A 25,377-nucleotide genomic window follows, 5' to 3' on the forward strand; every position below is an offset into this window, starting at 1 on the left:
CATGGCAAACATCGAAAATTCTGCAGGCAAGCCCGATGCCGGACTTGTCCGCAAAGGCCTTACCGAAGCTCTTTTCGCCGCCGTCCTGTCGTTCGGCATGTTCGTTCTCTATGTCGGCCTCAAGACCGACCAGAACATCAGCAACGAGTTGATCATTGTCCAGCGCTGGGGCCTGCTTGCGATCTTCGTCGCGGTCGCCGCCATCGGCCGCTTCGCCATGGTCGTTTTCATCAGGCCGAATATCGACCGCCGCAAGCTCAGCAAGGCGCGCGAGGGCGAGCTCGCCATCTCGACCGAGAAGAGCTTCTTCCACCGGCATTTCCTGAAGATCGCGCTGATCGCGCTGCTGCTTTATCCCATGGTGGTGGTGGCGATCAGAGGCCCTCAGGGCTCGCTGACATATGTCGACAATTTCGGCATCCAGATCCTGATCTATGTGATGCTCGCCTGGGGGCTGAACATCGTCGTCGGCCTCGCCGGCCTGCTCGACCTCGGCTATGTCGCCTTCTATGCCGTCGGCGCTTATTCCTACGCGCTGCTTTCGAGCTATTTCGGCCTGTCCTTCTGGGTGCTGCTGCCGCTTTCGGGCATCTTCGCGGCACTCTGGGGCGTCATTCTCGGCTTCCCGGTGCTGCGCCTGCGCGGCGATTACCTTGCCATCGTGACGCTTGCCTTCGGTGAAATCATTCGTCTCGTCCTCATCAACTGGACTGACGTGACGAAGGGCACCTTCGGTATCTCGAGCATCCCGAAGGCAACACTCTTCGGCATTCCCTTCGATGCGACGGCCGGCGGCTTTGCCAAGCTCTTTCACCTGCCGATCTCCTCGGCCTATTACAAGATCTTCCTGTTCTATTTGATCCTGGCGCTCTGCATGCTGACGGCCTATGTCACCATCCGGCTGCGCCGCATGCCGATCGGACGCGCCTGGGAAGCTTTGCGCGAAGACGAGATCGCCTGCCGTTCGCTCGGTATCAACACGGTGACGACCAAGCTCACCGCCTTTGCGACAGGCGCGATGTTTGCCGGTTTCGCCGGCTCGTTCTTTGCCGCCCGCCAGGGCTTCGTCTCGCCGGAATCCTTCGTCTTCCTGGAATCGGCCGTCATTCTCGCCATTGTTGTCCTTGGCGGCATGGGGTCGTTGACCGGCATCGCGATTGCCGCCATCGTCATGGTCGGCGGCACCGAGTTGCTGCGCGAGATGAGCTTCCTAAAACTCATCTTCGGACCAGATTTTACGCCGGAACTCTACCGCATGTTGATCTTCGGCCTCGCCATGGTCGTCGTCATGCTGTTCAAGCCGCGCGGCTTCGTCGGCTCGCGTGAGCCGACAGCCTTCCTCAGAGAACGCAAGGCGATATCCGGAAGCTTCATCAAGGAGGGCCATGGTTGATGAGCCCCGTAACGAATACGATGTCTGACGACACTCTTCTCAAGGTCGAACACCTGTCGATGAAGTTCGGCGGCCTGATGGCCATCAACGACTTCTCCTTCGAAGCCAAGCGTGGCGATATCACCGCGCTGATCGGCCCGAACGGCGCCGGCAAGACCACCGTCTTCAACTGCATCACCGGCTTCTACAAGCCGACGATGGGCATGATCACGTTCAACCAGAAGAGCGGCAAGCAATACCTGCTGGAGCGCCTGCCGGACTTTCGCATCACCAAGGAAGCCAAGGTCGCGCGTACCTTCCAGAACATCCGGCTGTTCTCCGGCCTGACCGTTCTCGAAAACCTGCTGGTTGCCCAGCACAACAAGCTGATGAAGGCATCGGGTTATACGATCCTCGGCCTTATCGGTGTCGGCCCCTATAGGCGGGAAGCGGCCGAGGCGATCGAGCTTGCCCGTTTCTGGCTTGAGAAGGCCGACCTGATCGACCGCGCCGACGACCCCGCCGGCGATTTGCCTTACGGCGCCCAGCGGCGTCTCGAAATCGCCCGCGCCATGTGCACCGGCCCGGAGCTGCTTTGCCTGGATGAACCGGCTGCCGGCCTCAACCCACGGGAATCGGCAACGCTCAACGCGCTGCTGAAGAGCATTCGCGCCGAAACCGGAACGTCGATCCTGCTGATCGAGCACGACATGTCTGTGGTCATGGAAATCTCCGACCACGTCGTCGTCCTCGAATATGGTCAGAAGATTTCCGATGGCACGCCGGATCACGTGAAGAACGATCCGCGGGTCATCGCGGCCTATCTTGGCGTCGAGGATGAAGAAGTGGAAGAGGTGATCGCAGCCGTCGAGCAGCTCGAAGGAGGCGCAAACTGATGGGCGATGAAGTAATGACGGGTCAACCGCTCCTTCAGGTGAATGGCGTCGAAACCTATTACGGCAATATCCGGGCGCTGGCCGGCGTCGATGTCCACGTCAACAAGGGCGAGATCGTCAGCCTGATCGGCGCCAATGGCGCCGGCAAGTCGACACTGATGATGACGATCTGCGGCAGCCCGCAGGCCCGCACCGGTTCGGTGGTCTTCGAGGGCCGCGACATCACCCGCATGCCGACGCATGAAATCGCCCGTCTGCGCATTGCACAGTCGCCGGAAGGCCGCCGCATCTTCCCGCGCATGACGGTTCTGGAAAATCTTCAGATGGGTGCCGGCCTCGACAATCTGAAACACTTCGCCGAAGACGTCGAGAAGATCTTCACGCTCTTCCCGCGTCTCAAGGAACGTCACGCCCAGCGGGGTGGAACACTTTCGGGCGGCGAGCAGCAGATGCTGTCGATCGGCCGCGCGCTGATGGCGCGCCCGAAGCTGCTGCTTCTCGACGAACCCTCGCTCGGTCTTGCGCCGCTGATCGTCAAGGGCATCTTCGAGGCGATCAAGAAGCTCAACGAGGCGGAGGGGCTCACCGTTTTCCTCGTCGAGCAGAACGCGTTCGCCGCCCTCAGGCTTTCACACCGCGCTTATGTGATGGTGAACGGCAAGGTGACGATGAGCGGCTCCGGCAAGGAGCTTCTTGCCAATCCCGAGGTCCGCGCCGCCTATCTCGAAGGCGGAAGACACTAGGTCGAAAGGAGAGTTTGACATGCAGGGACTTTTCTTCGAAGCGGATGCCGGCCCCCTTGTGGCGATCCGAGTCATCGTCTTGCTCTTAGGCTTCTGGACCGCCTGGCGCGCCGGCAAAGCGGTTGCCGAGGGCTGGAGCGATTATCCGCTGGTCATCGTCTATACATTTCTGCTCGCCTGGGCGATGCAGTTCCTGCATCATGCCCTGTTCAATGGGCCGATGCTCAACGCCTTCTACTATATCCTCGACTTCGTGACGCTGCTGGTGTTCTCGACGGCCGGCTTCCGCTACCGCCGCACCAATCAGATGGTTAACAACTATTACTGGCTGTACGAAAAAACTTCCGCGTTTTCGTGGAAGGACAAACATTGACAGTCCGTTGAAACTAGGCATGAATTGCCTTCCGAGTGGAACAGCTTTCCTGGCGCAGTCAATGGTGGGTAGTGCGCTGGGCCTTGGACCGGAACCCGCCCAAAAATTGGGAGTAATAATATGAAGAAGTCTCTTCTGTCGGCGGTGGCTCTGACGGCGATGGTCGCCTTCAGCGGCAACGCATGGGCCGACGTTCTCATCGCTGTCGCTGGTCCGCTGACTGGTCCGAACGCCGCGTTCGGCGCTCAGCTCCAGAAGGGTGCTGAACAGGCAGCCGCCGACATCAACGCGGCTGGCGGCATCAACGGCGAGCAGATCAAGATCGAGCTCGGCGACGACGTCTCCGACCCGAAGCAGGGCATTTCGGTCGCCAACAAGTTCGCTGCTGACGGCGTCAAGTTTGTCATCGGCCACTTCAACTCGGGCGTTTCGATCCCGGCCTCGGAAGTCTATGCCGAAAACGGCATCCTCGAAATCACCCCGGCCGCGACGAACCCGACTTTCACGGAACGGGGCCTCTGGAACACGTTCCGCACCTGCGGCCGTGACGACCAGCAGGGTGCCATCGCCGGCAAATATCTTGCCGATCACTTCAAGGACGCCAAGATCGCTGTCGTTCACGACAAGACCCCCTACGGTCAGGGCCTTGCCGACGAAACCAAGAAGGCTATGAATGCCGCTGGCGTCACGGAAGTCATATACGAAGGCATCAACGTCGGCGACAAGGACTTCTCGGCCCTCATCGCCAAGATGAAGGAAGCCGGCGTCTCGATCATCTATTGGGGTGGTCTGCACACCGAAGCCGGTCTCATCATCCGCCAGGCGGCCGACCAGGGCCTGAAGGCGACGCTGGTTTCGGGCGACGGTATCGTTTCGAACGAACTGGCCTCGATCGCTGGTGACGCCGTCGCCGGTACGCTGAACACCTTCGGCCCCGATCCGACAGCGAACCCTGCGAACAAGGAACTCGTCGAAAAGTTCAAGGCCGCTGGTTTCAATCCGGAAGCCTACACGCTCTATTCCTACGCTGCGATGCAGACGATCGCCGGGGCCGCCAAGGCTGCCGGTTCGCTGGATCCTGAGGCCGTTGCCAAGGCCATGAAGGAAAAGGGCCCGTTCCCGACCGTTCTCGGCGACATTTCGTTCGACGAAAAGGGCGACCCGAAGATTCCTGGCTACATCATGTATGAATGGAAGAAGGGTCCGGACGGCAAGTACAGCTACTTCCCGCAGGGCATGTAACCCTCGCTTCCCTTTATGGGACATGATTATCGAAGCCCGGTTCCGACCGGGCTTCTTTCTTTTTGCGGGTGTTTCAATTCCGGTCTGGCTACCGTGCCGCAATCGCTCATCGATCGATCCCACGAAGACGGAGCGTTATGGCGTGCGGCAGCTCGCTTCGCTGGGGGGGCTGACGGCGAAAAATGGTACGATCCGGCGCTTGACCGTCATGGTCCCGCGGCATCTCGGCAGCGCCACGGAACTAAATTAGCCTCCATCACCCTCTCACATCTCGTACAGCACGTGCGTGGCTTTCACGGCGGCCGAGGCGCGGTTCTCGACGCCGAGCTTCACGTAAATCTGTTCGAGGTGTTTGTTCACCGTCCGCGCCGACAGTCCCAATATTTCGCCGATGTCGCGGTTGGCCTTGCCCTTGGCGATCCAGAGCAGCACTTCGGATTCGCGCTGGGTGAGCGAGAAGCGCTGGCGCAGCACCTCGTCGTCGCTGCGCTGACTGGCGGCGGTGAGGCGGAAGAGATATTCGTCAGGGCCGATTGCGCCGAGGAAGGCGAGCTGCAGCGCTGCCTGGCCGGCATGGGCGATCGAGATGATGCCGTCGCGCACTGCGGCGACGCGATCGCGCATCCAGCCGGCGATATGGCGAACGACGATTTCCATGCCGTCGTCGCTGCCCATGGCGGCATTGACCAGCCGTGTCGCTTGCGGCGTTGACCAGTGGATGGCGCCGTCGCCCTTGACTGCCAGCAGATGGCGGCCGGCTGCGTCCAGGGCGATGCGGGCGCTTTGGGCCGAGCGAGCGTTGCGCAGATGGACGCGGATGCGGGCGCGCAGTTCATCGATGTTGATCGGCTTGCTGAGATAATCGACGCCGCCGGATTCCAGCGCGTGCACGACATGCTCGGTCTCGGTCAGGCCGGTCATGAAGACGACAGGCACCTGCGCCACCGCGGCATTCGCCTTCAGCCGGCGGCAGGTCTCGAAGCCATCCATACCCGGCATCACCGCGTCGAGCAGGATGAGATCGGGCGTGATGCGCTCGACGATACCAAGTGCCGCCGTGCCCGATGTGGCGATCAGCACGGAGAAGCCGGATTGTTCGAGCGCGTCGGTCATGAAGCCGAGGGCTTCGGCCGAGTCGTCGACGAGCAGAACGATGTCGCGGGGGAGGGCCGGCTCAGCCAATGGATTCCACCTTTTCGTCGAAGTCGTGCAGGAAGGTCATGAAGCCGGCGAGATCGAAGGCGGCGACATAGGCGCGAAGTTCCTCCGTGAATGGCTGATTTGCCTCCACCTTGGCAAGGTCCGAAAGCTTGGCTTCAATGCCTCTGATATAGCCGATCTCGCCGAGCCGCAGCAATTCCTGCACATGGGCAGCACCTGGACTCAGCATCGGCGCTTCGATCTTGACAGGAATGGCTGGCACGGCATCGGCATAGATCCATGTCAGGCCAAGATGCAGGGCGAGCTTATCGCGCAGCTGGCGGATGTCGACCGGCTTGCCGATCGCATCGTTGTGGCTGTCGTCGCTGTCGCTGAGAACGGCCGCATCACCGATATTGGCCGAGAGCATCAGCACCGGCGCCGTCTGGCCGGCCTCGCGCAGACGCGAGACGAGCTGCCAGCCGTTCATGCCGGGCATCAAAATATCGACCAGGAAGAGGTCCGGCATGATGCCCTCGATCAGCGTCAGGCATTCGCCGCCGCCTGCTGCCGTCAGCACGATGAAATCGAGCGGCGCCAGGATCTCGCGCATCATCTCGCGGTGGTCCTCGTTATCGTCGACGACGACAACAGTGCGGCGCGGGCCGTCATAACCGACAACGCGCTTCTCCTGCGGCGCTGCGGCCACGGCGCGCATGACGGCGGACAGCATCAGCCGGACGCGGAAGGTCGAGCCTTCGTCCTTCACGCTTGCAACCGAGATCTCGCCACCGAGCGTATTGGTCAAAAGCCGGGTGATGGTGAGGCCGAGGCCGAGCCCTGGCATCGGCCGCACGCTTTCGGCCTCACCGCGCTGGAAGGGTTCGTAAATACGGGGCAGGTCTTTCTCCGTGATGCCTCGGCCGGTATCGGCAACGGTGAAGGTCGCGACCTGGCTGCGATAGCCGACGTCGAAGGTGACGCTGCCTTCGTCAGTGAACTTGATGGCATTGGAGAGCAGGTTGACCAGGATCTGGCGCAGGCGCTTTTCGTCGGTGCGGACGAATTGCGGCAAGGCCGGGGCGCGCTCATGGATGAAGGCAAGCCCCTTTGCCTGCGCCTGCGGGCGGAACATATCGACGATCTGGTCGAGGAAATCCTGGATGTTGATCTCGTTGGAATAGACCTGCAGACGGCCGGCCTCGATCTTGGAAATATCGAGCAGGCCATCGATCAGCCCGGAGAGGTGTTCGGCGCTGCGGCGGATGACCTTGATCGAGGATTGGCGCGGCGCCGGGATGGTCTCGTCGCGTTCGAGGATCTGGGCGTAGCCGAGCACGGCGTTCAGCGGCGTGCGTAATTCGTGGCTGAGCCCGACGACATAGCGGCTCTTGGCGCGGTTGGCGGCCTCGGCGGTTTCCTTGGCGTTCTGCAAGGCGGCGTCGGTCTTCTTGTGGGCGGCGATTTCCTTGAGCAGCAGCGTGTTCTGGCGTGAGGATTCCTCCTCGGCAACGACGCGGCTGTCATGGGCGAGCACATAGAACCAGCAGACGACGCCTGAGATCACCGAGAAGACGAAGAAGACGATGAGGATGGTGCGATTGACGACCTCACCCGTCTCGGGCGAGGCGGAGGCGACCTGATGGGCAATCATCGCCAGGATTGCTCCGATGGCGGTCAATGCCAAAACGACGGCGATGCCGTAGCGGCCAAGGCGCGTCGTCAGCTTCCCCAGAATGGCTTCCGGCAGCAGCGCCTTGGCGACGGTGCCGACCTGCGCGTTGAAACGGGCGGACGGCTTGCACATGTCGTGGCAGCGGCTATCGAGCGAGCAGCAGAGCGAGCAGATCGGCGCGGCATAGGCCGGGCACCAGGCCATGTCCTCCGGCTCGAAGGGATGCTCGCAGACCGAGCAGGTGATGTTCGTCAGGTTCTTCCAGCTCTGGCGCGGCTTGCGGGCGAGATAGAACTTGCCTTTCGTTGCCCAGGCGATGGCAGGCGAGGCGACCAGCGCGATGACGAGGGTGATATAGGGAGCGAGCGAGGCGGCGATCTCGCCGAAGGCGCCGAAATGGGCAATCAGCGACACCGTCGCCGACAGCGTCATGGCGCCGAGGCCGACCGGGTTGATGTCGTAGAGGTGGGCCCGCTTGAACTCGATGCCGGGAGGAGCCAGCCCCAGCGGCTTGTTGATGAAGAGATCGGCGGAGATCGTGCAGAGCCAGGCCATGGCGATGATCGAGAAGATGCCGAGCGTCTCCTCCAGCAGCCGGTAGATGCCGAGTTCCATCAAAAGCAGAGCGATTGCGACGTTGAACACCAGCCAGATGACGCGGCCGGGATGGCTGTGCGTCAGTCGCGAGAAGAAGTTCGACCAGGCGAGCGAACCGGCATAGGCGTTCATCACGTTGATCTTCAGCTGCGAGACGACGACGAAGGCGGCCATCAACAGCAGCGCGCCATTGTGCCAGGGGACCATGTAGCCGAAGGCGGTCAGATACATCTGCGCCGGGTCGGCGGCGCGATCGAGCGGGACGCCCGAGGTGAAGGTCAGCACCACCAGGAAGGAGCCGGCAAGCAGCTTCGGCGCACCGATGATGACCCAGCCGGGGCCGGCGAGAAAGATCGCCAGGCGGTGGCGCCACTTGCGCTGCGGGTCCGGCGGCAGGAAGCGCAGGAAGTCGGCCTGTTCGCCGATCTGCGACATCAGCGCCAGGATTACGGCGGAGGCAGCGCCGAACTCCACCAGATTGAATTCGGCGATGGTGCCGGGCGGGCCGGAGGCATGGCGGATGCCGGCAAAGGCGCGCCAGAGATCGAATTTTTCCCAGTCCAGCAAGGCGATGAAGATGAAGGGAAGGATATTCAGCACGATCCAGAAGGGCTGGGTCATCAGCTGGAACTTGCTGATCAGACGCACGCCGTGCGTCACCAGCGGGATCACCATGACGGCGCTGATGATGTAGCCGATCCAGAGCGGGATGCCGAGGGTGAGCTCCAGCGCCCCGGACATGATCGATGCCTCGATCGCAAACAGCATGAAGGTGAAGCTCGCATAGATCAGCGAGGTGATGGTCGAGCCGATATAGCCGAAGCCCGCGCCGCGCGTCAGCAGATCGATGTCGACGCCGTGGCGGATGGCGTAGCGGCTGATCGGTAGGCCGATCGCCAGCATGGCGACCGAGGCGACGATGATGGCGTAAAAGGCGTTGGTGGTGCCGTAGGAGAGGGTGATTGCGCCGCCGATCGCCTCCAGCGCCAGGAAGGAGATCGCGCCGATCGCGGTCTGCGAGATGCGCTGCGAGGAGAAATGCCGGGCGCTCTTGGCAGTGAAGCGCAGCGCGTAATCTTCCAGCGTCTGGTTGGCGACCCAGCGATTATATTCGCGTCTTACCGGAATGATGCGTTGGCGCGCTGCCATGTCTTCCTTTCCGGCATTCCGGTTGGGCTCATCGTCTCTCCGGCAGTTTTGGCGGGATGGTTGGGAAAGGCAAGAGGCAGGCACCGGCTGGTTCACAGAATGGCAATATTTTTGCAATTGAACTGTCACATGAGAGCTCTAACTCTCCCGGCGTTCGTTCAACCATTTCGGGTATCACCATGTCTGTTTTAAGCCTTTGCCGCCTGAGCACTGCCCTCGTCTGCCTTCTTTCGATCGTGCCATCGCTTGCCAGCGCCGAGCAGGCCACGGCGGCGAAAGCGCCTTATGCGCAGGCTGGAAACACCAACAAGCGTGGTGACGCCTGCTTCTCGACGGTGGACAGCAACGCTGCCGTTCACCTTCTCTCCGGCTTCCTGGAAATCTGGACACCGCGCACGCCTTTTGTCGATGCCGGCGTCGAAGCCCCGGCCAAGGACAATTGCCCGGCGGTCGCCAAGACGGATTGGGATGGTATTCCCGCCAGCAAGACCGACGGCCATATCGTCAACCAGGCCGTCCATGACGCCAACATCGGCTATGTCGTCAAAGCGACACGGGCGCGGACGGCCGACCAGGCGGTGGCCGCCTATCTCGACGATCGGCGCGGCAAGAATGCCAGCATCGTCGATGGCCTCGGTCCGCTGACGGATGCCTGGAAGGCCGGCTCGAAGCAGACCACCACGATCATCGAGGTGGCGGCCGATGCGACGACGGTCAAATATGACGACAAGGGTAACAATCGCGGTGCCGGCAGCAAGCCGGATGCGGAAAACAAGACCGATGCCAACCCGGACATGGGACTTGCAATCGACTTCATCAACGCTGCAAGCGGTGACGGCTCGACGGAGCCTGCCAAGCGCTATTTCAAATATGGCCGTCCCTACCGCTGGAGCCAGGACGTGTCGGTGGTGCCGACGCTGCAGCCCGCCAAGAGCGGCAAGCCGGTTGAGGACGGCGGTTTCCCGAGCGGGCATACGGCGGAAGCCTGGCGGGATGCGCTCGCCATGGCCTATCTCGTGCCGCAGCGCTTCCAGGAAATGATCACGCGCGCCAGCGAGCTGGGTGAAGACCGCATCCTCGCCGGCATGCATTCTCCTCTCGACGTGATGGGCGGTCGGATGCTCGGAACGGCCACGGTCGTCTACAATCTGAACAAGGCCGACAATGCCGCGCTGAAGAGCGATGCTTACGCCCAAGCGCAGGCATGGCTCGTCGCCAAATCAGGCGTTGCGGATGCGGGCGCGCTTGAAGTCGCCGCCCATGCGGCACCACTGGCTACAGACCGTTTCGCCGATCATGACGCCAATCGCGCTTACGTGCTGCAGCGCCTGAGTTACGGCCTGCCGACGATCCATGCGACGGATCAGCCGGCGCGCGTGCCGCAGGGCGCTGAAGCGCTTCTCGAAACGCGTCTGCCCTATCTGGACAGCGAGCAGCGCCGCGACGTGCTGAAGACGACGGAGATCGCCTCCGGCTACCCGCTCCTCGACGAAGCGGAGGGCTACGGCCGCCTCAACCTGTTTGCCGCCGCCGATGGCTACGGTGCGTTCGAACAGGACGTGACCGTGACGATGGACGCGGCAAAGGGCGGTTTCAATGCGATCGATACCTGGCGGAACGACATCACCGGCAAGGGCAGGCTGGTGAAGCGCGGCGAAGGCATCCTCGGGCTGTCGGGCGCGAACAGCTATGCCGGCGGCACCGTGCTGGAAGAGGGCGCGCTGGTGGCCGGCTCTCCGTTGGCCTTCGGTACCGGCGGGCTGACGGTCAATGGCGGTTCGCTCGTTCTGGCGGCCGACAAGCCGTTGACCGTGAGTGGTGATTATCAGCAGCTCGCCAATGCCGCGGCGAAGCCGGCGCTCGGCGCGAACGGCGGAGGCACGCTGGTCGTCGAGGGCAAGGCGGCGCTGGCCGGCGACCTCGACGTGACGTTTGTCGATGGCTATGTCCCGACGCCCGGAACCAAGATCGAAATCCTGAAGGCGAGTGCCGTGACCGGCACCTTCGGCAAGTTCACTGTCTCCGGCCACAAGGCGAGCCTCTCCTACGGCCCGACATCAGTCGTCTTGACGATCGACGGATAATTTCCCCGAGAGAATCGACAGGGCATCTCCCGCGGTGGGGGATGCCACCTCTCTCCCGGCCTGCTGCCTGTTTGCCCCCCGCGCCTACGTCAATCGACGTATGTGTTTTCGCGCTGCAGCACCCGATAGTTCTTTAAGCAACAGTTAATCTCCGTTTCCGGTCTGTTGCGGAACAAGAAGAGGGGAGTTCAACCAGATGAATCTCAAATCCACTATTACGGGCGCAGCGCTCGGCGCCGTCATCGCGGCGTCGGCCGCCTTCGGCGGTGCAGTTGCCGCCGATGACACGATCAAGGTCGGCATTCTGCACTCGCTCTCCGGCACCATGGCCATCTCCGAGACCACGCTCAAGGACGCCATGCTGATGCTCATCGACGAGCAGAACAAGAAGGGCGGCCTTCTCGGCAAGAAGCTCGAGGCCGTCGTCGTCGACCCGGCTTCCGACTGGCCGTTGTTTGCCGAAAAGGCACGTGAGCTGATCCAGAAGGACAAGGTTGCCGCCGTCTTCGGTTGCTGGACGTCCTCGTCGCGCAAGTCCGTTCTGCCGGTTTTCGAAGAGACCAACTCGATCCTCTTCTACCCGGTCCAGTATGAAGGCGAAGAGTCCTCGCGCAACATCTTCTACACCGGTGCTGCTCCGAACCAGCAGGCCATTCCTGCTGTCGACTACCTGATGGAAAAAGAAGGCGTCAAGCGCTTCGTTCTCGAAGGTACGGACTACGTCTATCCGCGCACGACCAACAAGATTCTCGAGGCATACCTGATTTCGAAGGGTATTCCGAAAGAAGACATCATGACCAACTACACGCCGTTCGGCTTCTCCGACTGGCAGACCGAAGTTTCCAAGATCAAGGAATTCGGTTCGGCCGGCAAGAAGACCGCTGTCGTCTCTACGATCAACGGCGATGCCAACGTTCCGTTCTACAAGGAACTGGGCAACAAGGGCATCAAGGCAACAGACATCCCCGTCGTCGCTTTCTCGGTTGGCGAAGAAGAGCTTGCCGGCCTCGACACCAAGCCGCTCGTCGGCCATCTCGCTGCCTGGAACTACTTCGAATCGGTCGAAAGCTCGGCCAACAAGAAGTTCATCAAGGATTGGCACGCTTTCACCAAGAACGACAAGCGCGTGACGAACGACCCGATGGAAGCTGCTTATATCGGCTTCAACGCATGGGTTAAGGCCGTCCAGGCTGCCGGCACGACCGATACCGACAAGGTTCTCGACACCATCATCGGCGTCAGCGTTCCGAACCTCTCCGGCGGATATGCGACCGTCATGCCGAACCACCACATCACCAAGCCGGTGCTGATCGGTGAAATCCAGGCTGACGGCCAGTTCGAAATCGTCCAGCAGACACCTGCCGTCGTCGGCGACGAATGGTCAGATTTCCTGCCTGACTCCAAGGATCTGATCTCCGATTGGCGCAAGCCGATGTCCTGCGGCAACTTCAACGTCGCTACGGGCAAGTGCGGCGGCAAGGGCTCCTGAGTACGCCTCGATCCGATGCCTGAAGGATTCCGTCCGGGTTTGATCCCGGGCGGAAGCTCCGTCCCAGCGATTGCGCCGCGAGGCCAACACTATCAAGGGCGAGAAAGCCGATGTATCGCGCCATAAAGATTTTCCTCATCACGGTTTGCCTGACATTTTCGGGTCTCGTATTTTCAGGCTTTGCATTTTCGGGCCTGACAATCTCGAGCGAAGTCCAGGCCCAGGATGATATCCACGTGCTTATCGACGCGCTCGGCGTCGGCGACTTCCCGGAACGAGAAGCGGCCATCAAAGCGCTGGTCGCTTCCAAGGATCCGCATGTCAGCCAGATCCTGCAGCAGTTGAGCGACGGCCTTCTCTACGTCAATTCCGATGGCGGCCCGGTTCTCCTCCAGGGCGGCACCGATGACGAACCGACCTATTCCGATCCGATCACCGGCGAAGCCGCTGCCGATGTCGATCCGGATCTGATGACGAAGGTCAAGATCAACAACGCGCTTCGCGGCGTCATCGGCGCCGCCACCAGCCAGCTGACGCTGATGAGCCCGGACCGTTCCGCGCGGCTTGCCGCGGCGCAGGGCCTGCTGAAAGATGCCGATCCCGCCAATCTCGACCTGCTGAACACGGCGCTTGCGGCCGAAAAGGACGCTGAGATCAAGAATACGATGGAAGCGGCGCGCGCAGTGTTGCTGCTCAAGACGGATGCGAGCGTGGAAGACAAAAAGGCTGCGATCGATACGATCGCGGCGCGCGGCAATCGCGATGCGCTGACCATCCTCACGACCACACTCGAAACCGCGCCTGACGACCTGAAGCCGGCGATCCAGGCGGATATCAGCTCGATCAATCGCAGCCTGGCGCTGTGGGATATCGTCCAGAACATCTGGTACGGATTGTCTCTCGGCTCGGTCCTGCTGCTTGCCGCAATCGGCCTTGCCATCACCTTCGGTGTCATGGGCGTCATCAACATGGCGCATGGCGAAATGGTGATGATCGGCGCCTACACTACCTATGTGGTGCAGGAATACATTACTTCCGCCTTTCCTGAACTTGCCGATTATTCGCTGGCCTTTGCCGTGCCTGCGGCCTTCGCCTTTACCGGCTTCGTCGGTCTGGTGATCGAGCGCGCCGTCATCCGCTATCTCTACGGCCGGCCGCTCGAAACGCTGCTCGCCACCTGGGGCGTGTCGCTCATCCTGCAGCAGGCGGTGCGCAGCAGCTTCGGCCCGACCAACCGCGAGGTCCGCAATCCGACCTGGATGTCCGGCGTCTTCGATCTCGGCGGGCTCTCCATCACCTGGAACCGACTGTGGATCATCGTCTTTTCGATGGTGGTCTTTGTGGCGCTGCTCCTGCTGCTCAAACGGTCCGCCTTCGGCCTGCAGATGCGTGCAGTTACGCAGAACCGGCGCATGGCGTCGTCGATGGGCATCCGCACCGGCTGGGTCGATGCCTTCACCTTCGCGCTCGGCTCGGGCATTGCCGGCATCGCCGGCGTGGCGCTCAGCCAGATCGACAATGTCTCGCCGAACCTCGGTCAATCCTACATCATCGACAGCTTCATGGTCGTCGTCTTCGGCGGTGTCGGCAATCTCTGGGGCACGCTGGTCGGTGCACTCTCGCTCGGCGTCGTCAACAAGTTCCTCGAGCCCTTCGCCGGCGCCGTGCTCGGCAAGATCCTGGTGCTCGTCCTCATCATTCTCTTCATCCAGAAGCGTCCCCGCGGACTCTTCGCACTCAAAGGAAGGGCGGTGGAAGCATGATAACGGCCTTCCTTCTCCGATCACTCGATCGCAAGATCGTCATTGCCATCGCCCTCCTGCTTCTGGTCGCCGTCCTTGTGCCGGTCCTGAACCTGATGACGGGGCCGACCAATCCGTTGCACGTGCCGACTTATATCATGTCGCTGTTCGGCAAGTATCTGACCTATGCGCTGCTGGCGCTGGCGCTTGATCTCGTCTGGGGCTTCTGCGGCATCCTCTCCCTCGGCCACGGTGCCTTCTTTGCGCTCGGCGGCTATGCGATGGGCATGTATCTGATGCGCCAGATCGGCACGCGCGGCAGCTACGGAGATCCGATCCTGCCCGACTTCATGGTGTTCCTGAACTGGAAGGATCTGCCCTGGTTCTGGTTCGGCTTCAACCATTTCTGGTTTGCGGCGCTGATGGTGCTCGTCGTGCCCGGCCTGCTCGCCTTCGTCTTCGGCTGGTTTGCCTTCCGCTCACGCGTCAACGGCGTCTATCTCTCGATCATCACCCAGGCGATGACCTATGCACTGCTGCTGGCCTTCTTCCGCAACGACATGGGCTTCGGCGGCAATAACGGCCTTACCGATTTCAAGGACATTATCGGTTTTAACGTCCAGGCTGACGGCACGCGTGCAGTCCTCTTTGCGGCAACTGCGATCTTCCTGGCTCTATCGCTGCTGATCGCCTCGGCGATCGTGCGCTCGAAGTTCGGCAAGGTGCTGGTCGGCGTACGCGATGCCGAAAGCCGGACGCGCTTCCTCGGCTACCGCGTCGAGCATTTCAAGCTCTTCACTTTCGTCGTCTCGGCGATGATGGCCGGTATTGCCGGCGCGCTCTACGTGCCGCAGGTCGGCATCATCAATCCCGGCGAATTCGCGCCTGCCAATTCGATCGAAGTCGTCATCTGGACGGCGGTCGGTGGGCGGGCGACGTTGATCGGGCCGATCATCGGCGCGATCCTCGTCAACGGAGGCAAGACGATCTTCACCGGCCTCTTCCCGGAGTTCTGGCTGTTCGCGCTCGGTGGCCTCTTCGTTGCCGTCACGCTGCTTCTGCCCAAGGGTGTCGTCGGCACGATTGCGCAATATCTCGGCAAGCGGAAGGTCGTCTCCAAGGCGACCCCGCTGGCGGCTGAGGAAGACGGTATCGAGCCGAAAATCCAGGCAGCGGAGTGAGCGCCATGATCCCCGACGACAAACCCACCAGCGTGCTTTACCTCAACGGCGTCTCGGTTTCCTTCGACGGCTTCAAGGCGCTGAATTCGCTGTCGATCGTCATCGAACCCGGCGAGCTTCGCGCCATCATCGGCCCGAACGGCGCCGGCAAGACGACGATGATGGACATCATCACCGGCAAGACCAGGCCCGACGAGGGCGAGGTGTTCTTCAACGGCACGATCGATCTTACCAAGAAGGACGAGGCCGATATCGCCCAGCTCGGCATCGGTCGCAAATTCCAGAAGCCGACCGTCTTCGAAAGCCATACGGTCTGGGACAATCTGGAGCTGGCGCTGAACCGCCGTCGCGGCGTGTTCTCGACGCTGTTCTACCGGCTTTCGGGCGAGGACAAGACGCGCATCGAGGAGATCCTCGAAACGGTGCGGCTGACGCATCGCCGCGACGAATTCGCCGCCAATCTCTCGCACGGGCAGAAGCAATGGCTGGAGATCGGCATGCTGCTGGCGCAGGAGCCGAAGCTCCTGCTCGTCGACGAACCGGTGGCCGGCATGACCGATGCGGAGACGGCGGAAACTGCGATCCTGCTCAAGGATATCGCCAAAACCCGGTCGGTCGTCGTCGTCGAACATGACATGGGCTTCATCCGCGACCTCGGCGTCAAGGTGACCTGCCTTGCTGAGGGATCGGTGCTGGCGGAGGGCTCGATCGACTTTGTGAGTTCGGATCCGAAGGTCATCGAGAACTATTTGGGGCGGTGAGCGTCGTGTTTGACCCTAACCCTCTCCCCGTAAACGGGGCGAGGGGACGTGCCATGCGAGAGGTGGACGAGGGACGGACAGGTCGCGGCATATTCCCTTCTCCCCGCAAGCGGGGAGAAGGTGGCGGCAGCCGGATGAGGGGCAGCGGCCTGCTCCGACAGCAGTTTGAATGTAAAGGGAAACCGATGCTGACAGTCGAAAACGCAAACCTCCACTACGGCGCCGCTCAGGCGCTGCGCGGCATCTCGATCAAAGCGGAGATGGGCAAGATTACCTGCGTGCTGGGGCGTAACGGCGTGGGGAAGAGTTCTCTTCTGCGCGCCGTTACCGGCCAGCATCCGCTGTCGGCCGGTACCGTCACCTTCAACGATACCAAGCTCAACGGCCTGCCGCCCTTTGCCCGCGCCAAGCAGGGCATCGGCTATGTGCCGCAGGGGCGCGAAATCTTCCCGCTGCTGACAGTCAAGGAAAATCTCGAAACCGGCTTTGCTCCGCTTGGCCGCCGCGACCGCAACATCCCCGATGACATCTTCAGTCTCTTCCCGGTGCTGAAGTCGATGTTGTCACGTCGCGGCGGCGATCTTTCCGGCGGGCAGCAGCAGCAGCTGGCGATCGGGCGAGCCATGGTGACGCGGCCTAGGATTCTCGTGCTCGACGAGCCGACCGAGGGCATTCAGCCATCGATCATCAAGGATATCGGCCGGGCGATCCGCTACCTGCGCGACTCCACAGGCATGGCGATCCTGCTCGTCGAGCAATATCTCGATTTCTGCCGCGAGCTTGCCGACTATGTCTACATCATGGACCGCGGCGAAATCGTGCATGAAGGGCTTGCCGAGACGCTGGATACGCCGGAGGCCCGCCGCCACCTGACTGTCTGACCGGCAGATGCCGCATTTTGCAGCAGAGCGCGCGGCGCCTGGAAAACCGTCCGCCGTCGCCAGAGGTCTGCTCGGGACGGCATAGGAATTGCTTGCTTTCCGTTATCCGCGCGCTTGAATGAAAACAGGGGCGTGACCGAAAGGGACGATATGACGATTGCGGCGGCAGGCACGAGACCGCAAAGAGCGGAAGGGCGCGGGCATCTGGCGGCAAAGCTGTTCGATGGCCGCACGCGCATCCGTGAACTCTATCAGGAGGGGGCAGCGAAGATCCGCCTGCCCGATACCTTCGATGCCTCCATGGAAGCCGTCATCATCAATACCGCTGGCGGGCTAACGGGCGGCGATCGGATGGATTGGAGCGTGGATGCCGGCGCCGGCACGCGCATCGACGTCACCACTCAGGCTTGCGAGAAGATCTACAAGGCATCGGCCGGCATCGCCGAGGTGGCGACCTGCATCAAGGTCGGAGCCCAAGCCCGCGTCGACTGGCTGCCGCAGGAAACGATCCTCTTCGACCGGGCCGCACTTTTCCGCCGGCTGGATGTCGATCTTGACGAGAGCGCCGAATTTCTGGCTGTCGAAGCAGTGCTGCTCGGCCGCAAGGCGATGGGTGAGGCGGTGGTATCGGGGCTGTTCCGCGATCGCTGGCGCATCCGCCGCTCGGGTCAACTGATCCACGCCGAAGAACTCAGGCTTTCCGAAGGTGTGGCGGCACTGGCGGCGCGGCAGGCCGTGCTCGGCGGACAGGTGGCCTTTGCGACGTTGCTTTATGCCGGGCCGCTTTCAGAAGCCTATCTTAGCAAAGTCCGGCCGCTCGTCGAAGGATCGATGGGCGGTGCGAGCGCTTGGAAGGGCAAGCTCGTCGTTCGCCTTGCCGCAGCCGACGGCTTCTCACTCAGAAAAATCCTGATCTCCGTCATTTCCGCCTTGCGCAATGGTGCGCCTGTGCCGAAAGTCTGGAATCTATGAACGTAAGCATTCGGTCAAGCAGATGGACAAGCGATGAACCTCACTCCGAGAGAAAAAGACAAGCTGTTGATTTCGATGGCGGCGATGGTGGCGCGGCGGCGACTGGAGCGCGGCGTCAAGCTGAACTATCCCGAAGCGATCGCGCTGATCAGCGACTTCGTCGTCGAAGGCGCCCGCGATGGCCGCCCGGTTGCCGAGCTGATGGAAGCCGGCGCCCATGTGATCGGCCGCGACCAGGTGATGGAGGGGATTGCAGAGATGATCCACGACGTGCAGGTGGAGGCGACGTTTCCTGATGGAACCAAGCTCGTCACCGTGCACGAGCCGATCCGGTGAGGAGACAGGGATGCTCGAGCTCAGGCCCAATTGCGAATGCTGCGACAAGGATCTGCCGCCGGATAGCACTCAGGCACGGATCTGCACCTATGAATGCACCTTCTGCGCCGATTGCGTGGACGGCGTGCTGGAGGGTGTCTGCCCGAACTGCGGCGGCAATCTCGTCGCGAGACCCATTCGGCCGGCGGCCATGCTCGCCAAAAATCCGGCGTCGACGAAGCGTGTGCTGAAAGCGGAGGGCTGCGCGCCCAAGGCGGCTTAAGGAGAACGAGATGATTCCAGGCGAAATCATTGCCGCAAGCGGCGACATCGAACTGAATGCCGGCGCGCCGACTGTGACGCTGGAGGTTTCCAATACGGGTGATCGGCCGGTGCAGGTCGGCAGCCACTATCATTTCGCCGAGACCAATGCCGGGCTTTCCTTCGATCGCGCGGTAGCACACGGCAAGCGGCTCGATATCCCGGCGGGGACGGCGGTGCGCTTCGAGCCGGGGCAGACGCGCTCGGTGACGCTGATCCCGCTTTCCGGCAAGCGCGAGGTCTACGGCTTCCGCCAGCTGGTGATGGGCAAGCTTTAAGAACAATGGGCTGGAGGAATGCATGCGCTTGAATATCTGCCTCGTCGGGGCGGCGATGCTGCTGACGGCAGGTGCTGCCTCTGCTGAGGATATCGATTGCAACAGCCCCAAGACGCAATCGGACATGACGTCTTGCGAGGCGGCGCGCCATGAGGCCGCCGACAAGGCTTTGAATGCGCAGTACAAGAAGACCCGCGCCGTCCTGGCAGCGATCGACAAGGACCTGGATGGCGACAGGAAGGGCGCGGAGCAGGCGCTGGTCAAGGCGCAGCGCAGCTGGATCGATTATCGCGACGCCGAATGCGACGCCTTCGGCTTTCAGGCCCGCGGTGGCACGATGGAGCCGATGCTGGTCGCCGGGTGTCTCGCCAACATCACGGACAAACGCACGAAAGAGCTGAAAGAGCTCGAAGATACGATGAGCAACTAGGGTGATCAGGAAAATCATGATCGTCGGCAATGGCGACATTGAGGAGGGCGGGGCTGGCATCATCGATGCCGCCGATTTCGTCATCCGCTTCAATGATTGCCGCTCCTATGGCGACGGCGGCAGCCGCACGGATGCCGTCGCGGTCTGCAATACCGGCAGACCGGCAAAGGCGATGCTCGGCTCGCGTGAGTGGCGCGCCCATCCGGGCGTGGTGTCGGCTGGCGAAATCTGGAGCGTGCGCGACCCGGAAAAATTCGCCGCGATGCGGGCACCGCTTGCCGTCTCGCATCCGGAACTCGACGATTTCTGCGACGACTATACGGATGAATTCAGTGTCTTCTGCGCCGATACCGGCAAGAAGCACGGCGTCATCGGCAAGGCGGTTCACGAGTCCGTGGATGCCTCGCTTTCGGCGTTTTCTCCGTCGCCCTATGTCGTGCCGAGCAGCGGTATGATCGTCATTGCCGAGGTGCTGAACACATATGCCGAGGCCGAGGTGACGCTTGTCGGCTTCGGCCACGTCGGCTGGGAATTGCACCCATTTGCGGCCGAACGACAGCTTGTCGATAGCCATATTGCCGCTGGCCGCCTCGTGCGGCTCGGCGGAGAAACACTCGTCTCTTCCTCCCAAGGAGCCTGATAGATGCCCTACAAGATCTCGCGCGCCGCCTATGCCGGCATGTTCGGACCGACCACCGGCGACAAGGTGCGCCTTGCCGATACGGAGCTCTTCATCGAGATCGAGAAGGATTTCACCACCTATGGCGAGGAGGTGAAGTTCGGCGGCGGCAAGGTGATCCGCGACGGCATGGGCCAAAGCCAGGTGACACGGGCGGATGGCGCGGTCGATACGGTCATCACCAATGCGGTGATCGTCGATCATTCAGGTATCTACAAGGCCGATATCGGCCTCAAGGATGGGCGCATCGTTGCGATCGGCAAGGCCGGTAATCCCGACATGCAGCCGGGTGTCAACATCATCGTCGGCCCCGGCACGGAGGCGATCGCCGCCGAAGGCAAGATCGTCACCGCCGGTGGCATGGACAGCCATATCCATTTCATCGCGCCGCAGCAGATCGAGGAAGCGCTGATGAGCGGCATGACCTGTATGCTCGGCGGCGGCACCGGTCCGGCACACGGCACGCTTGCCACCACCTGCACGCCCGGCCCCTGGCATCTCGCGCGCATGATCGAAGCGGCCGACGCCTTTCCGATGAACCTCGCCTTTGCCGGCAAGGGCAATGCCTCGCTGCCGGGGGCGCTGACCGAAATGGTGCTGGCCGGCGCCACCTCTCTGAAGCTGCACGAGGATTGGGGCACGACACCAGGCGCCATCGACTGCTGCCTATCGGTTGCCGACGAATACGACGTGCAGGTGATGATCCACACCGATACGCTGAACGAAAGCGGCTTCGTCGAGGATACGATCGGCGCCATCAAGGGCCGCACCATCCATGCCTTCCACACGGAAGGGGCGGGCGGCGGGCATGCGCCTGATATCATCAAGATCTGCGGCCAGCCGAATGTCATTCCGTCGTCGACCAATCCGACGCGTCCCTATACGGTCAATACGATCGCCGAGCATCTCGACATGCTGATGGTCTGCCACCATCTGTCGTCGTCGATCCCCGAAGATATCGCTTTTGCCGAAAGCCGGATCCGCAAGGAGACGATCGCCGCCGAAGACATCCTGCACGATATCGGCGCCTTCTCGATCATCTCGTCCGACAGTCAGGCCATGGGCCGCGTCGGCGAAGTGGCGATCCGCACCTGGCAGACGGCCGACAAGATGAAGCGTCAGCGCGGCCGGCTGAAGGAGGAAAAGGGCGACAACGACAATTTCCGTGTCCGTCGCTATATCGCCAAATATACGATCAACCCGGCGATCGCCCATGGTCTCAGCCGTGAGATCGGCTCGGTCGAAGTCGGCAAGCGCGCCGACCTCGTGCTGTGGAATCCGGCCTTCTTCGGCGTGAAGCCCGATATGGTGCTGCTCGGAGGCTCGATTGCGGCCGCCCCGATGGGCGATCCGAACGCCTCGATCCCGACGCCGCAGCCGGTGCACTACCGGCCGATGTTTGCCTCCTATGGCAAGAGCCTCACCAATTCCTCCGTTACCTTCGTCAGCCAGGCCGCCCTCGACGGCGGCCTGAAGGGTCGGCTCGGTGTCGCCAAGGAACTGGTCGCGGTGAAGAATACGCGCGGCGGCATCTCCAAGGCATCGATGATCCACAACGACCTGACACCCGAGATCGAGGTCGATCCGGAGACCTATGAGGTCAGGGCGAACGGCGAATTGCTGACATGCGAGCCGGCGACGGTGCTGCCGATGGCGCAGCGCTATTTTCTGTTCTAGGCCTACGTCCGATGCGTGATGGACGGTTGCGATGAGGACAGGCATCCGCTGGTTGTTGCGGATCGTATTCCTGCTCGTGCTTTCGGCGGCCTGCGGGACCCTTATTCCCCGGCCGCTGATTGCGCCGGTCAAGGCGTCGTCTGCCGCAGTGACGCATCGGATCCTGCTGCTGTCGGGCCCGATCCATACCGATATTGCCATTCCGCTCGACGCGGAAACGCGGGCTGCCTTTTCTTTCCTTGACGATACCGGTTTTCCGCTCGGCCATCCGAATGCGGAGTGGCTCATTATCGGCTGGGGCGGTCGTGCCTTCTATCTGGAAACTCCCACATGGGCGGAGCTGAAGCCGCTGCCGGTGTTGCGCGCGCTGACGATAGACCGTTCCGTGCTGCATGTGGACCTTGCCGGCCCAATCACCGAGCCGCAGCCCACCGTTACGGCATTCAATGTCAGTGAGGATCAATTGGCGCAGCTGCGCGATTTTATCTCCGAGAGCTTCGTCCGTGACGGGGGCGCGGTGGTGCCGATTCCGGGTGCGGGTTACGGCGAGATCGACCGGTTCTTCGAGGCCAGGGGATACTTCAACGCCCTCTTCGGCTGCAACACCTGGACTGCCGCTGCCCTGCGCTCGGCTGGGCTTCGAACCGGCATATGGAACCCGCTTCCACAAGCATTGCGATTGTCTGTTTCTGTCTACAATTGAAGCAGCCGTCGGGCCTGTCCGCTCTTAAAGTGAATTGTGAATAGAGCTCTCCATCTGGTTGTAAAAATCGGTGGAAAAACCGGTATTTTCTTCAGCTAAGCCATTCTGGAACAACCGCATCTGGAAGCTCAATAAATCCCTTTTATATCAATTGTTTATCTGTCTCTCTGCGCTGTTCGATTCAGGGATTGGAAAGCTGCATCCCTTGCTAGAAAAATTCTGTCCACCGAAACGTCCAAAACCGTTCGAATTTTAACGAGTCAATTAAGACCCCCGCAGCAATTGGGCTCTTATCAATGCCTGGAAACGCCGAGCAGGAAGGTTGATTCTCATGAGAAACTGGATTTCGCTGCAGGCCGATTTTGGCGATCTTCAATACCGCAGGAACGTCTACGTCTTCGCCCTGAAGATGGCTTTTCTTGCGGTTATTCTCTCAGGAGTCATCATCGCATTGACGATGCCGTCGCTCGATCTTCTCGGGCTTCTACCGGTGACACTCGCCCATGCAATCGGCTTCAGCGCGATCTTTTCCTGGCTGATCGGCGGTACCGTTTCCGGCATGCTGTCGCTGTTTGCCGGCTTTGCCATGCGCGACCTCGCGCTCTCGCGAGCGGAGTTCGAAAAACTCAGCCGCACGGATACGCTTTCCGGGCTGCTCAACCGGCGCGCTTTTACCGAGGCGCTTGAGAATGCCGATGGCAACGCGTCCCTAGTGATTTTCGACGTCGACCGTTTCAAAGCGATCAATGATCGCTTCGGCCACGGTTGCGGCGATGCCGTCATCATCGCCGTTTCGTCCATGCTCACATCCGCCTTCGATGAGATGTCCGTCGTCGCACGGCTGGGTGGGGAGGAGTTTGGTGTGATCCTATCCGGCGAGCCGCTGGAGGCACGGATGGAGCGTATTGAAGGTGTCCGGGCCCGGATCGCCGGCGGCGCCATCAAGGCCGAGGGGCACGATATCCGCATCACCGTTTCCGGCGGCGTTGCCGATCTCGTCGCCGGGCGCAACAAGCAGGCGGTTTATGCCTCCGCCGACCGGGCGCTCTATCTCGCCAAGGCGCTTGGGCGCAATCGCGTCGTACACGAACGGGAAGGTCTGCATCACGCCTGGCACGGGCTCGTCGAGAACGGCGTCGATGGCGAGAACAGAGGACCGGAGAGCGACCATGTGATGCAGGCTTACGGAATATAAAAGCCAGGTCTGGAGCATGATGCCGAAAAGTGTTTGCGGTTTTCGGACGGCATCATGCTCTATTTTTTGATTTAGACGAAAGGCCATTGGTGCTTGCATCGGGAAGAGCTATTTTGCATGGTCGTCCTCTCAGAAAAACGGACATGTCATGCAGCGCGTCACCTCCTATCTTCCCGCCGGAACCCCTTCCTCCCACCCAATCGCCCAGGTCAAGCTGCCGCATGATCTGCGCCATCTGCGCCGCAAGCTGCTGCATCTGGAAAATGGTGAGATGGTCATGCTCGATCTCAAGGATCCGGTGCTTTTCGCCAATGGCGACCTGCTGGTGCGCGACGACGGCGAACTGATCGAGATCCTCGCCGCCGACGAGAAACTCTTCGAAATCCGCGGTCGCGACCGCACCCATCTGGTCGAGCTCGCCTGGCATCTCGGCAACCGGCATCTTGCCGCGCAGATCGAGGAAGACCGCATCGTCATCCTGCGCGACCATGTCATCCGCACCATGCTGCAGGGCCTCGGCGCCGTTGTCCTCGAGATCGACGAGCCGTTCCAGCCGGCGCGCGGCGCCTATCATTCCCAAGGCGGACATTCGCATGGGCATGATCACGATCACAATCATGACCACGGGCATGACCACGGGCATGATCACGGCCATGACCACGATCACGAACATGGCTACGAGCATGAGCATGAGCACCGCCACGATCGCGGTCATGATCATGACCACAAGCACGACTGAGTCTTGATGACCAGGGATCGCGAGCTGCAGGCATTGCTGCGCCTGACGGCATGGCTCTCGCCGGCCTTTCCTATCGGCAGCTTTGCCTATTCGGGCGGGCTGGAGCGGGCGGTGGCCGACGGGCTCGTTACGGATGCGACCTCGCTTGCGGCCTGGATCGGCACGCTGGTCGGGAATGGTTCGGCCTGGAACGATGCGGTGCTTCTGGCCGAAAGCCACAGGCAACAGGCAGAACCCGCACGCCTTGCCGAAGTCGCTGCACTCGCCGAGGCGCTGGCCGGATCACGCGAGCGGCATCAGGAAACGATGTTGCTCGGTGAGGCTTTCCTCGCAGCGGCGCGGGCTTGGCCGGACGGGGTATTCGAGCGGCTGCCCGACAAGGTCGCTTATCCCATTGCGGTCGGGGCGGTAACGGGCGCCCATGGCATAAAGCCCGAGAAGGCACTCGCCGCCTTCCTGCACGCCTATGCCTCACAAGCGGTTTCATCAGGCATCCGCCTCGGCGTCGCCGGGCAGAGGGATGGCGTTGCCGTGCTTGCCGGTCTCGAAGATCATATCGCGGAGGTCGCCGGGAGGGCGTCTGCCTCGACGCTCAACGATCTGGGTTCGGCGACGGTGCAGGCCGATATTGCCAGCCTGCGCCACGAGACCCAGGCGACGCGGCTGTTCCGCTCGTGATTGTCCGAAATTATCGCGGCGGCGAGGGCAATTCCAGCAAAAGTGCGCAGCGGTTTTGCGTCCGG

Annotated in this window: 24 protein-coding genes; 22 read left to right on the forward strand and 2 right to left on the reverse strand. The window is 61.6% G+C overall.

What is annotated here, in order from left to right:
• Position 1 precedes the first annotated feature (1 nt).
• The 5 genes from livM to GR198_RS00595 all read left to right on the forward strand — a co-directional run bounded on the left by livM (position 2) and on the right by GR198_RS00595 (position 4,626).
• Entirely contained in the window at positions 2-1,393 is a 1,392-nt protein-coding gene (gene livM / locus GR198_RS00575) for a high-affinity branched-chain amino acid ABC transporter permease LivM (protein WP_029872436.1), read from the forward strand.
• Positions 1,393-2,268 carry an ABC transporter ATP-binding protein gene (locus GR198_RS00580; RefSeq protein ID WP_020486809.1) on the forward strand — a complete coding sequence of 292 codons (876 nt, stop codon included), beginning with the start codon at positions 1,393-1,395 and terminating at the stop codon, positions 2,266-2,268. The genes livM and GR198_RS00580 overlap by 1 nt, the downstream gene beginning before the upstream one ends.
• Positions 2,268-3,011, forward strand: a complete 744-nt coding sequence (locus tag GR198_RS00585; protein ID WP_018073714.1) for an ABC transporter ATP-binding protein — start codon at positions 2,268-2,270, stop codon at positions 3,009-3,011. Before GR198_RS00580 ends, GR198_RS00585 begins: the two co-directional genes overlap by 1 nt.
• A gap of 19 nt (positions 3,012-3,030) precedes the next feature.
• Entirely contained in the window at positions 3,031-3,384 is a 354-nt protein-coding gene (locus tag GR198_RS00590; RefSeq protein WP_017961754.1) for a DUF6867 family protein, read from the forward strand.
• Positions 3,385-3,504: 120 nt separating this feature from the next.
• Positions 3,505-4,626 (forward strand): branched-chain amino acid ABC transporter substrate-binding protein, encoded by a 1,122-nt coding sequence (locus tag GR198_RS00595; protein ID WP_003542332.1) that lies wholly within the window; start codon positions 3,505-3,507, stop codon positions 4,624-4,626.
• A gap of 264 nt (positions 4,627-4,890) precedes the next feature.
• Here GR198_RS00595 and GR198_RS00600 read toward each other — a convergent pair whose 3' ends face one another.
• On the reverse strand, positions 4,891-5,808 hold the full coding sequence (locus GR198_RS00600) for a response regulator transcription factor (protein WP_017961753.1): 918 nt from the start codon (positions 5,806-5,808) through the stop codon (positions 4,891-4,893).
• Positions 5,801-9,187, reverse strand: a complete 3,387-nt coding sequence (locus GR198_RS00605) for a hybrid sensor histidine kinase/response regulator (protein ID WP_164066964.1) — start codon at positions 9,185-9,187, stop codon at positions 5,801-5,803. The genes GR198_RS00600 and GR198_RS00605 overlap by 8 nt, the downstream gene beginning before the upstream one ends.
• 179 nt (positions 9,188-9,366) lie before the next feature.
• On the opposite strand from GR198_RS00605, the gene GR198_RS00610 reads away from it, so the two are divergent.
• The 17 genes from GR198_RS00610 (at position 9,367) to GR198_RS00690 (ending at position 25,312) form a co-directional block, all read left to right on the forward strand.
• Entirely contained in the window at positions 9,367-11,271 is a 1,905-nt protein-coding gene (locus GR198_RS00610; RefSeq protein ID WP_164066966.1) for an acid phosphatase, read from the forward strand.
• A 196-nt stretch (positions 11,272-11,467) separates the two neighbouring features.
• Positions 11,468-12,760: an urea ABC transporter substrate-binding protein gene (urtA, locus tag GR198_RS00615; RefSeq protein ID WP_029872432.1), complete on the forward strand. Its 1,293-nt coding sequence runs from the start codon at positions 11,468-11,470 to the stop codon at positions 12,758-12,760.
• 110 nt (positions 12,761-12,870) lie between these two features.
• Positions 12,871-14,523 (forward strand): urea ABC transporter permease subunit UrtB, encoded by a 1,653-nt coding sequence (gene urtB / locus GR198_RS00620; protein ID WP_164022924.1) that lies wholly within the window; start codon positions 12,871-12,873, stop codon positions 14,521-14,523.
• Positions 14,520-15,683: an urea ABC transporter permease subunit UrtC gene (gene urtC, locus GR198_RS00625; RefSeq protein WP_131644915.1), complete on the forward strand. Its 1,164-nt coding sequence runs from the start codon at positions 14,520-14,522 to the stop codon at positions 15,681-15,683. Before urtB ends, urtC begins: the two co-directional genes overlap by 4 nt.
• A 5-nt stretch (positions 15,684-15,688) precedes the next feature.
• Positions 15,689-16,444, forward strand: coding sequence for an urea ABC transporter ATP-binding protein UrtD (gene urtD, locus GR198_RS00630; RefSeq protein ID WP_003542325.1), 756 nt, complete (start codon positions 15,689-15,691; stop codon positions 16,442-16,444).
• 185 nt (positions 16,445-16,629) lie between these two features.
• Positions 16,630-17,325 carry an urea ABC transporter ATP-binding subunit UrtE gene (gene urtE, locus GR198_RS00635; protein WP_003542323.1) on the forward strand — a complete coding sequence of 232 codons (696 nt, stop codon included), beginning with the start codon at positions 16,630-16,632 and terminating at the stop codon, positions 17,323-17,325.
• Between the two features lie 150 nt (positions 17,326-17,475).
• Complete coding sequence (locus GR198_RS00640; RefSeq protein ID WP_164067616.1) at positions 17,476-18,297, forward strand: urease accessory protein UreD; 822 nt, start codon at positions 17,476-17,478, stop codon at positions 18,295-18,297.
• Between the two features lie 33 nt (positions 18,298-18,330).
• Positions 18,331-18,633: an urease subunit gamma gene (locus GR198_RS00645; RefSeq protein ID WP_003561955.1), complete on the forward strand. Its 303-nt coding sequence runs from the start codon at positions 18,331-18,333 to the stop codon at positions 18,631-18,633.
• A 10-nt stretch (positions 18,634-18,643) separates the two neighbouring features.
• The gene (locus GR198_RS00650; protein ID WP_017989229.1) at positions 18,644-18,895 is read left to right on the forward strand and encodes a DUF1272 domain-containing protein; all 252 of its coding nucleotides are present in this window, start codon (positions 18,644-18,646) and stop codon (positions 18,893-18,895) included.
• Between the two features lie 10 nt (positions 18,896-18,905).
• Complete coding sequence (locus GR198_RS00655; protein ID WP_003561953.1) at positions 18,906-19,211, forward strand: urease subunit beta; 306 nt, start codon at positions 18,906-18,908, stop codon at positions 19,209-19,211.
• A 22-nt stretch (positions 19,212-19,233) separates the two neighbouring features.
• Positions 19,234-19,641, forward strand: coding sequence for a lysozyme inhibitor LprI family protein (locus GR198_RS00660; protein ID WP_164022923.1), 408 nt, complete (start codon positions 19,234-19,236; stop codon positions 19,639-19,641).
• A 16-nt stretch (positions 19,642-19,657) separates the two neighbouring features.
• Positions 19,658-20,281: a hypothetical protein gene (locus GR198_RS00665; protein ID WP_029872425.1), complete on the forward strand. Its 624-nt coding sequence runs from the start codon at positions 19,658-19,660 to the stop codon at positions 20,279-20,281.
• A 3-nt stretch (positions 20,282-20,284) separates the two neighbouring features.
• Positions 20,285-21,997: an urease subunit alpha gene (ureC, locus tag GR198_RS00670; RefSeq protein WP_062942715.1), complete on the forward strand. Its 1,713-nt coding sequence runs from the start codon at positions 20,285-20,287 to the stop codon at positions 21,995-21,997.
• Between the two features lie 31 nt (positions 21,998-22,028).
• Positions 22,029-22,700: a TIGR02117 family protein gene (locus tag GR198_RS00675; RefSeq protein WP_164066968.1), complete on the forward strand. Its 672-nt coding sequence runs from the start codon at positions 22,029-22,031 to the stop codon at positions 22,698-22,700.
• 331 nt (positions 22,701-23,031) lie between these two features.
• Positions 23,032-23,895, forward strand: a complete 864-nt coding sequence (locus GR198_RS00680) for a GGDEF domain-containing protein (RefSeq protein WP_164053767.1) — start codon at positions 23,032-23,034, stop codon at positions 23,893-23,895.
• A 148-nt stretch (positions 23,896-24,043) separates the two neighbouring features.
• The gene (gene ureE / locus GR198_RS00685) at positions 24,044-24,634 is read left to right on the forward strand and encodes an urease accessory protein UreE (protein ID WP_164066970.1); all 591 of its coding nucleotides are present in this window, start codon (positions 24,044-24,046) and stop codon (positions 24,632-24,634) included.
• A gap of 6 nt (positions 24,635-24,640) precedes the next feature.
• The gene (locus GR198_RS00690) at positions 24,641-25,312 is read left to right on the forward strand and encodes an urease accessory protein UreF (protein ID WP_164066971.1); all 672 of its coding nucleotides are present in this window, start codon (positions 24,641-24,643) and stop codon (positions 25,310-25,312) included.
• Positions 25,313-25,377 lie beyond the last annotated feature (65 nt).

The organism is Rhizobium leguminosarum (assembly GCF_010668065.1).
GTDB classification, from domain to species: domain Bacteria; phylum Pseudomonadota; class Alphaproteobacteria; order Rhizobiales; family Rhizobiaceae; genus Rhizobium; species Rhizobium leguminosarum_S.

Excerpts from the sequence above, each read along its gene's own strand:
- livM (WP_029872436.1), top strand. The coding sequence starts at position 2 with ATGGCAAACATCGAAAATTCTGCAGGCAAGCCCGATGCCGGACTTGTC.
- GR198_RS00580 (WP_020486809.1), top strand. The coding sequence starts at position 1,393 with ATGAGCCCCGTAACGAATACGATGTCTGACGACACTCTTCTCAAGGTC.
- GR198_RS00585 (WP_018073714.1), top strand. The coding sequence starts at position 2,268 with ATGGGCGATGAAGTAATGACGGGTCAACCGCTCCTTCAGGTGAATGGC.
- GR198_RS00590 (WP_017961754.1), top strand. The coding sequence starts at position 3,031 with ATGCAGGGACTTTTCTTCGAAGCGGATGCCGGCCCCCTTGTGGCGATC.
- GR198_RS00595 (WP_003542332.1), top strand. The coding sequence starts at position 3,505 with ATGAAGAAGTCTCTTCTGTCGGCGGTGGCTCTGACGGCGATGGTCGCC.
- GR198_RS00605 (WP_164066964.1), bottom strand. The coding sequence starts at position 9,187 with ATGGCAGCGCGCCAACGCATCATTCCGGTAAGACGCGAATATAATCGC.
- GR198_RS00610 (WP_164066966.1), top strand. The coding sequence starts at position 9,367 with ATGTCTGTTTTAAGCCTTTGCCGCCTGAGCACTGCCCTCGTCTGCCTT.
- urtA (WP_029872432.1), top strand. The coding sequence starts at position 11,468 with ATGAATCTCAAATCCACTATTACGGGCGCAGCGCTCGGCGCCGTCATC.
- urtB (WP_164022924.1), top strand. The coding sequence starts at position 12,871 with ATGTATCGCGCCATAAAGATTTTCCTCATCACGGTTTGCCTGACATTT.
- urtC (WP_131644915.1), top strand. The coding sequence starts at position 14,520 with ATGATAACGGCCTTCCTTCTCCGATCACTCGATCGCAAGATCGTCATT.
- urtD (WP_003542325.1), top strand. The coding sequence starts at position 15,689 with ATGATCCCCGACGACAAACCCACCAGCGTGCTTTACCTCAACGGCGTC.
- urtE (WP_003542323.1), top strand. The coding sequence starts at position 16,630 with ATGCTGACAGTCGAAAACGCAAACCTCCACTACGGCGCCGCTCAGGCG.
- GR198_RS00640 (WP_164067616.1), top strand. The coding sequence starts at position 17,476 with ATGACGATTGCGGCGGCAGGCACGAGACCGCAAAGAGCGGAAGGGCGC.
- GR198_RS00645 (WP_003561955.1), top strand. The coding sequence starts at position 18,331 with ATGAACCTCACTCCGAGAGAAAAAGACAAGCTGTTGATTTCGATGGCG.
- GR198_RS00650 (WP_017989229.1), top strand. The coding sequence starts at position 18,644 with ATGCTCGAGCTCAGGCCCAATTGCGAATGCTGCGACAAGGATCTGCCG.
- GR198_RS00655 (WP_003561953.1), top strand. The coding sequence starts at position 18,906 with ATGATTCCAGGCGAAATCATTGCCGCAAGCGGCGACATCGAACTGAAT.
- GR198_RS00660 (WP_164022923.1), top strand. The coding sequence starts at position 19,234 with ATGCGCTTGAATATCTGCCTCGTCGGGGCGGCGATGCTGCTGACGGCA.
- GR198_RS00665 (WP_029872425.1), top strand. The coding sequence starts at position 19,658 with ATGATCGTCGGCAATGGCGACATTGAGGAGGGCGGGGCTGGCATCATC.
- ureC (WP_062942715.1), top strand. The coding sequence starts at position 20,285 with ATGCCCTACAAGATCTCGCGCGCCGCCTATGCCGGCATGTTCGGACCG.
- GR198_RS00675 (WP_164066968.1), top strand. The coding sequence starts at position 22,029 with ATGAGGACAGGCATCCGCTGGTTGTTGCGGATCGTATTCCTGCTCGTG.
- GR198_RS00680 (WP_164053767.1), top strand. The coding sequence starts at position 23,032 with ATGAGAAACTGGATTTCGCTGCAGGCCGATTTTGGCGATCTTCAATAC.
- ureE (WP_164066970.1), top strand. The coding sequence starts at position 24,044 with ATGCAGCGCGTCACCTCCTATCTTCCCGCCGGAACCCCTTCCTCCCAC.
- GR198_RS00690 (WP_164066971.1), top strand. The coding sequence starts at position 24,641 with ATGACCAGGGATCGCGAGCTGCAGGCATTGCTGCGCCTGACGGCATGG.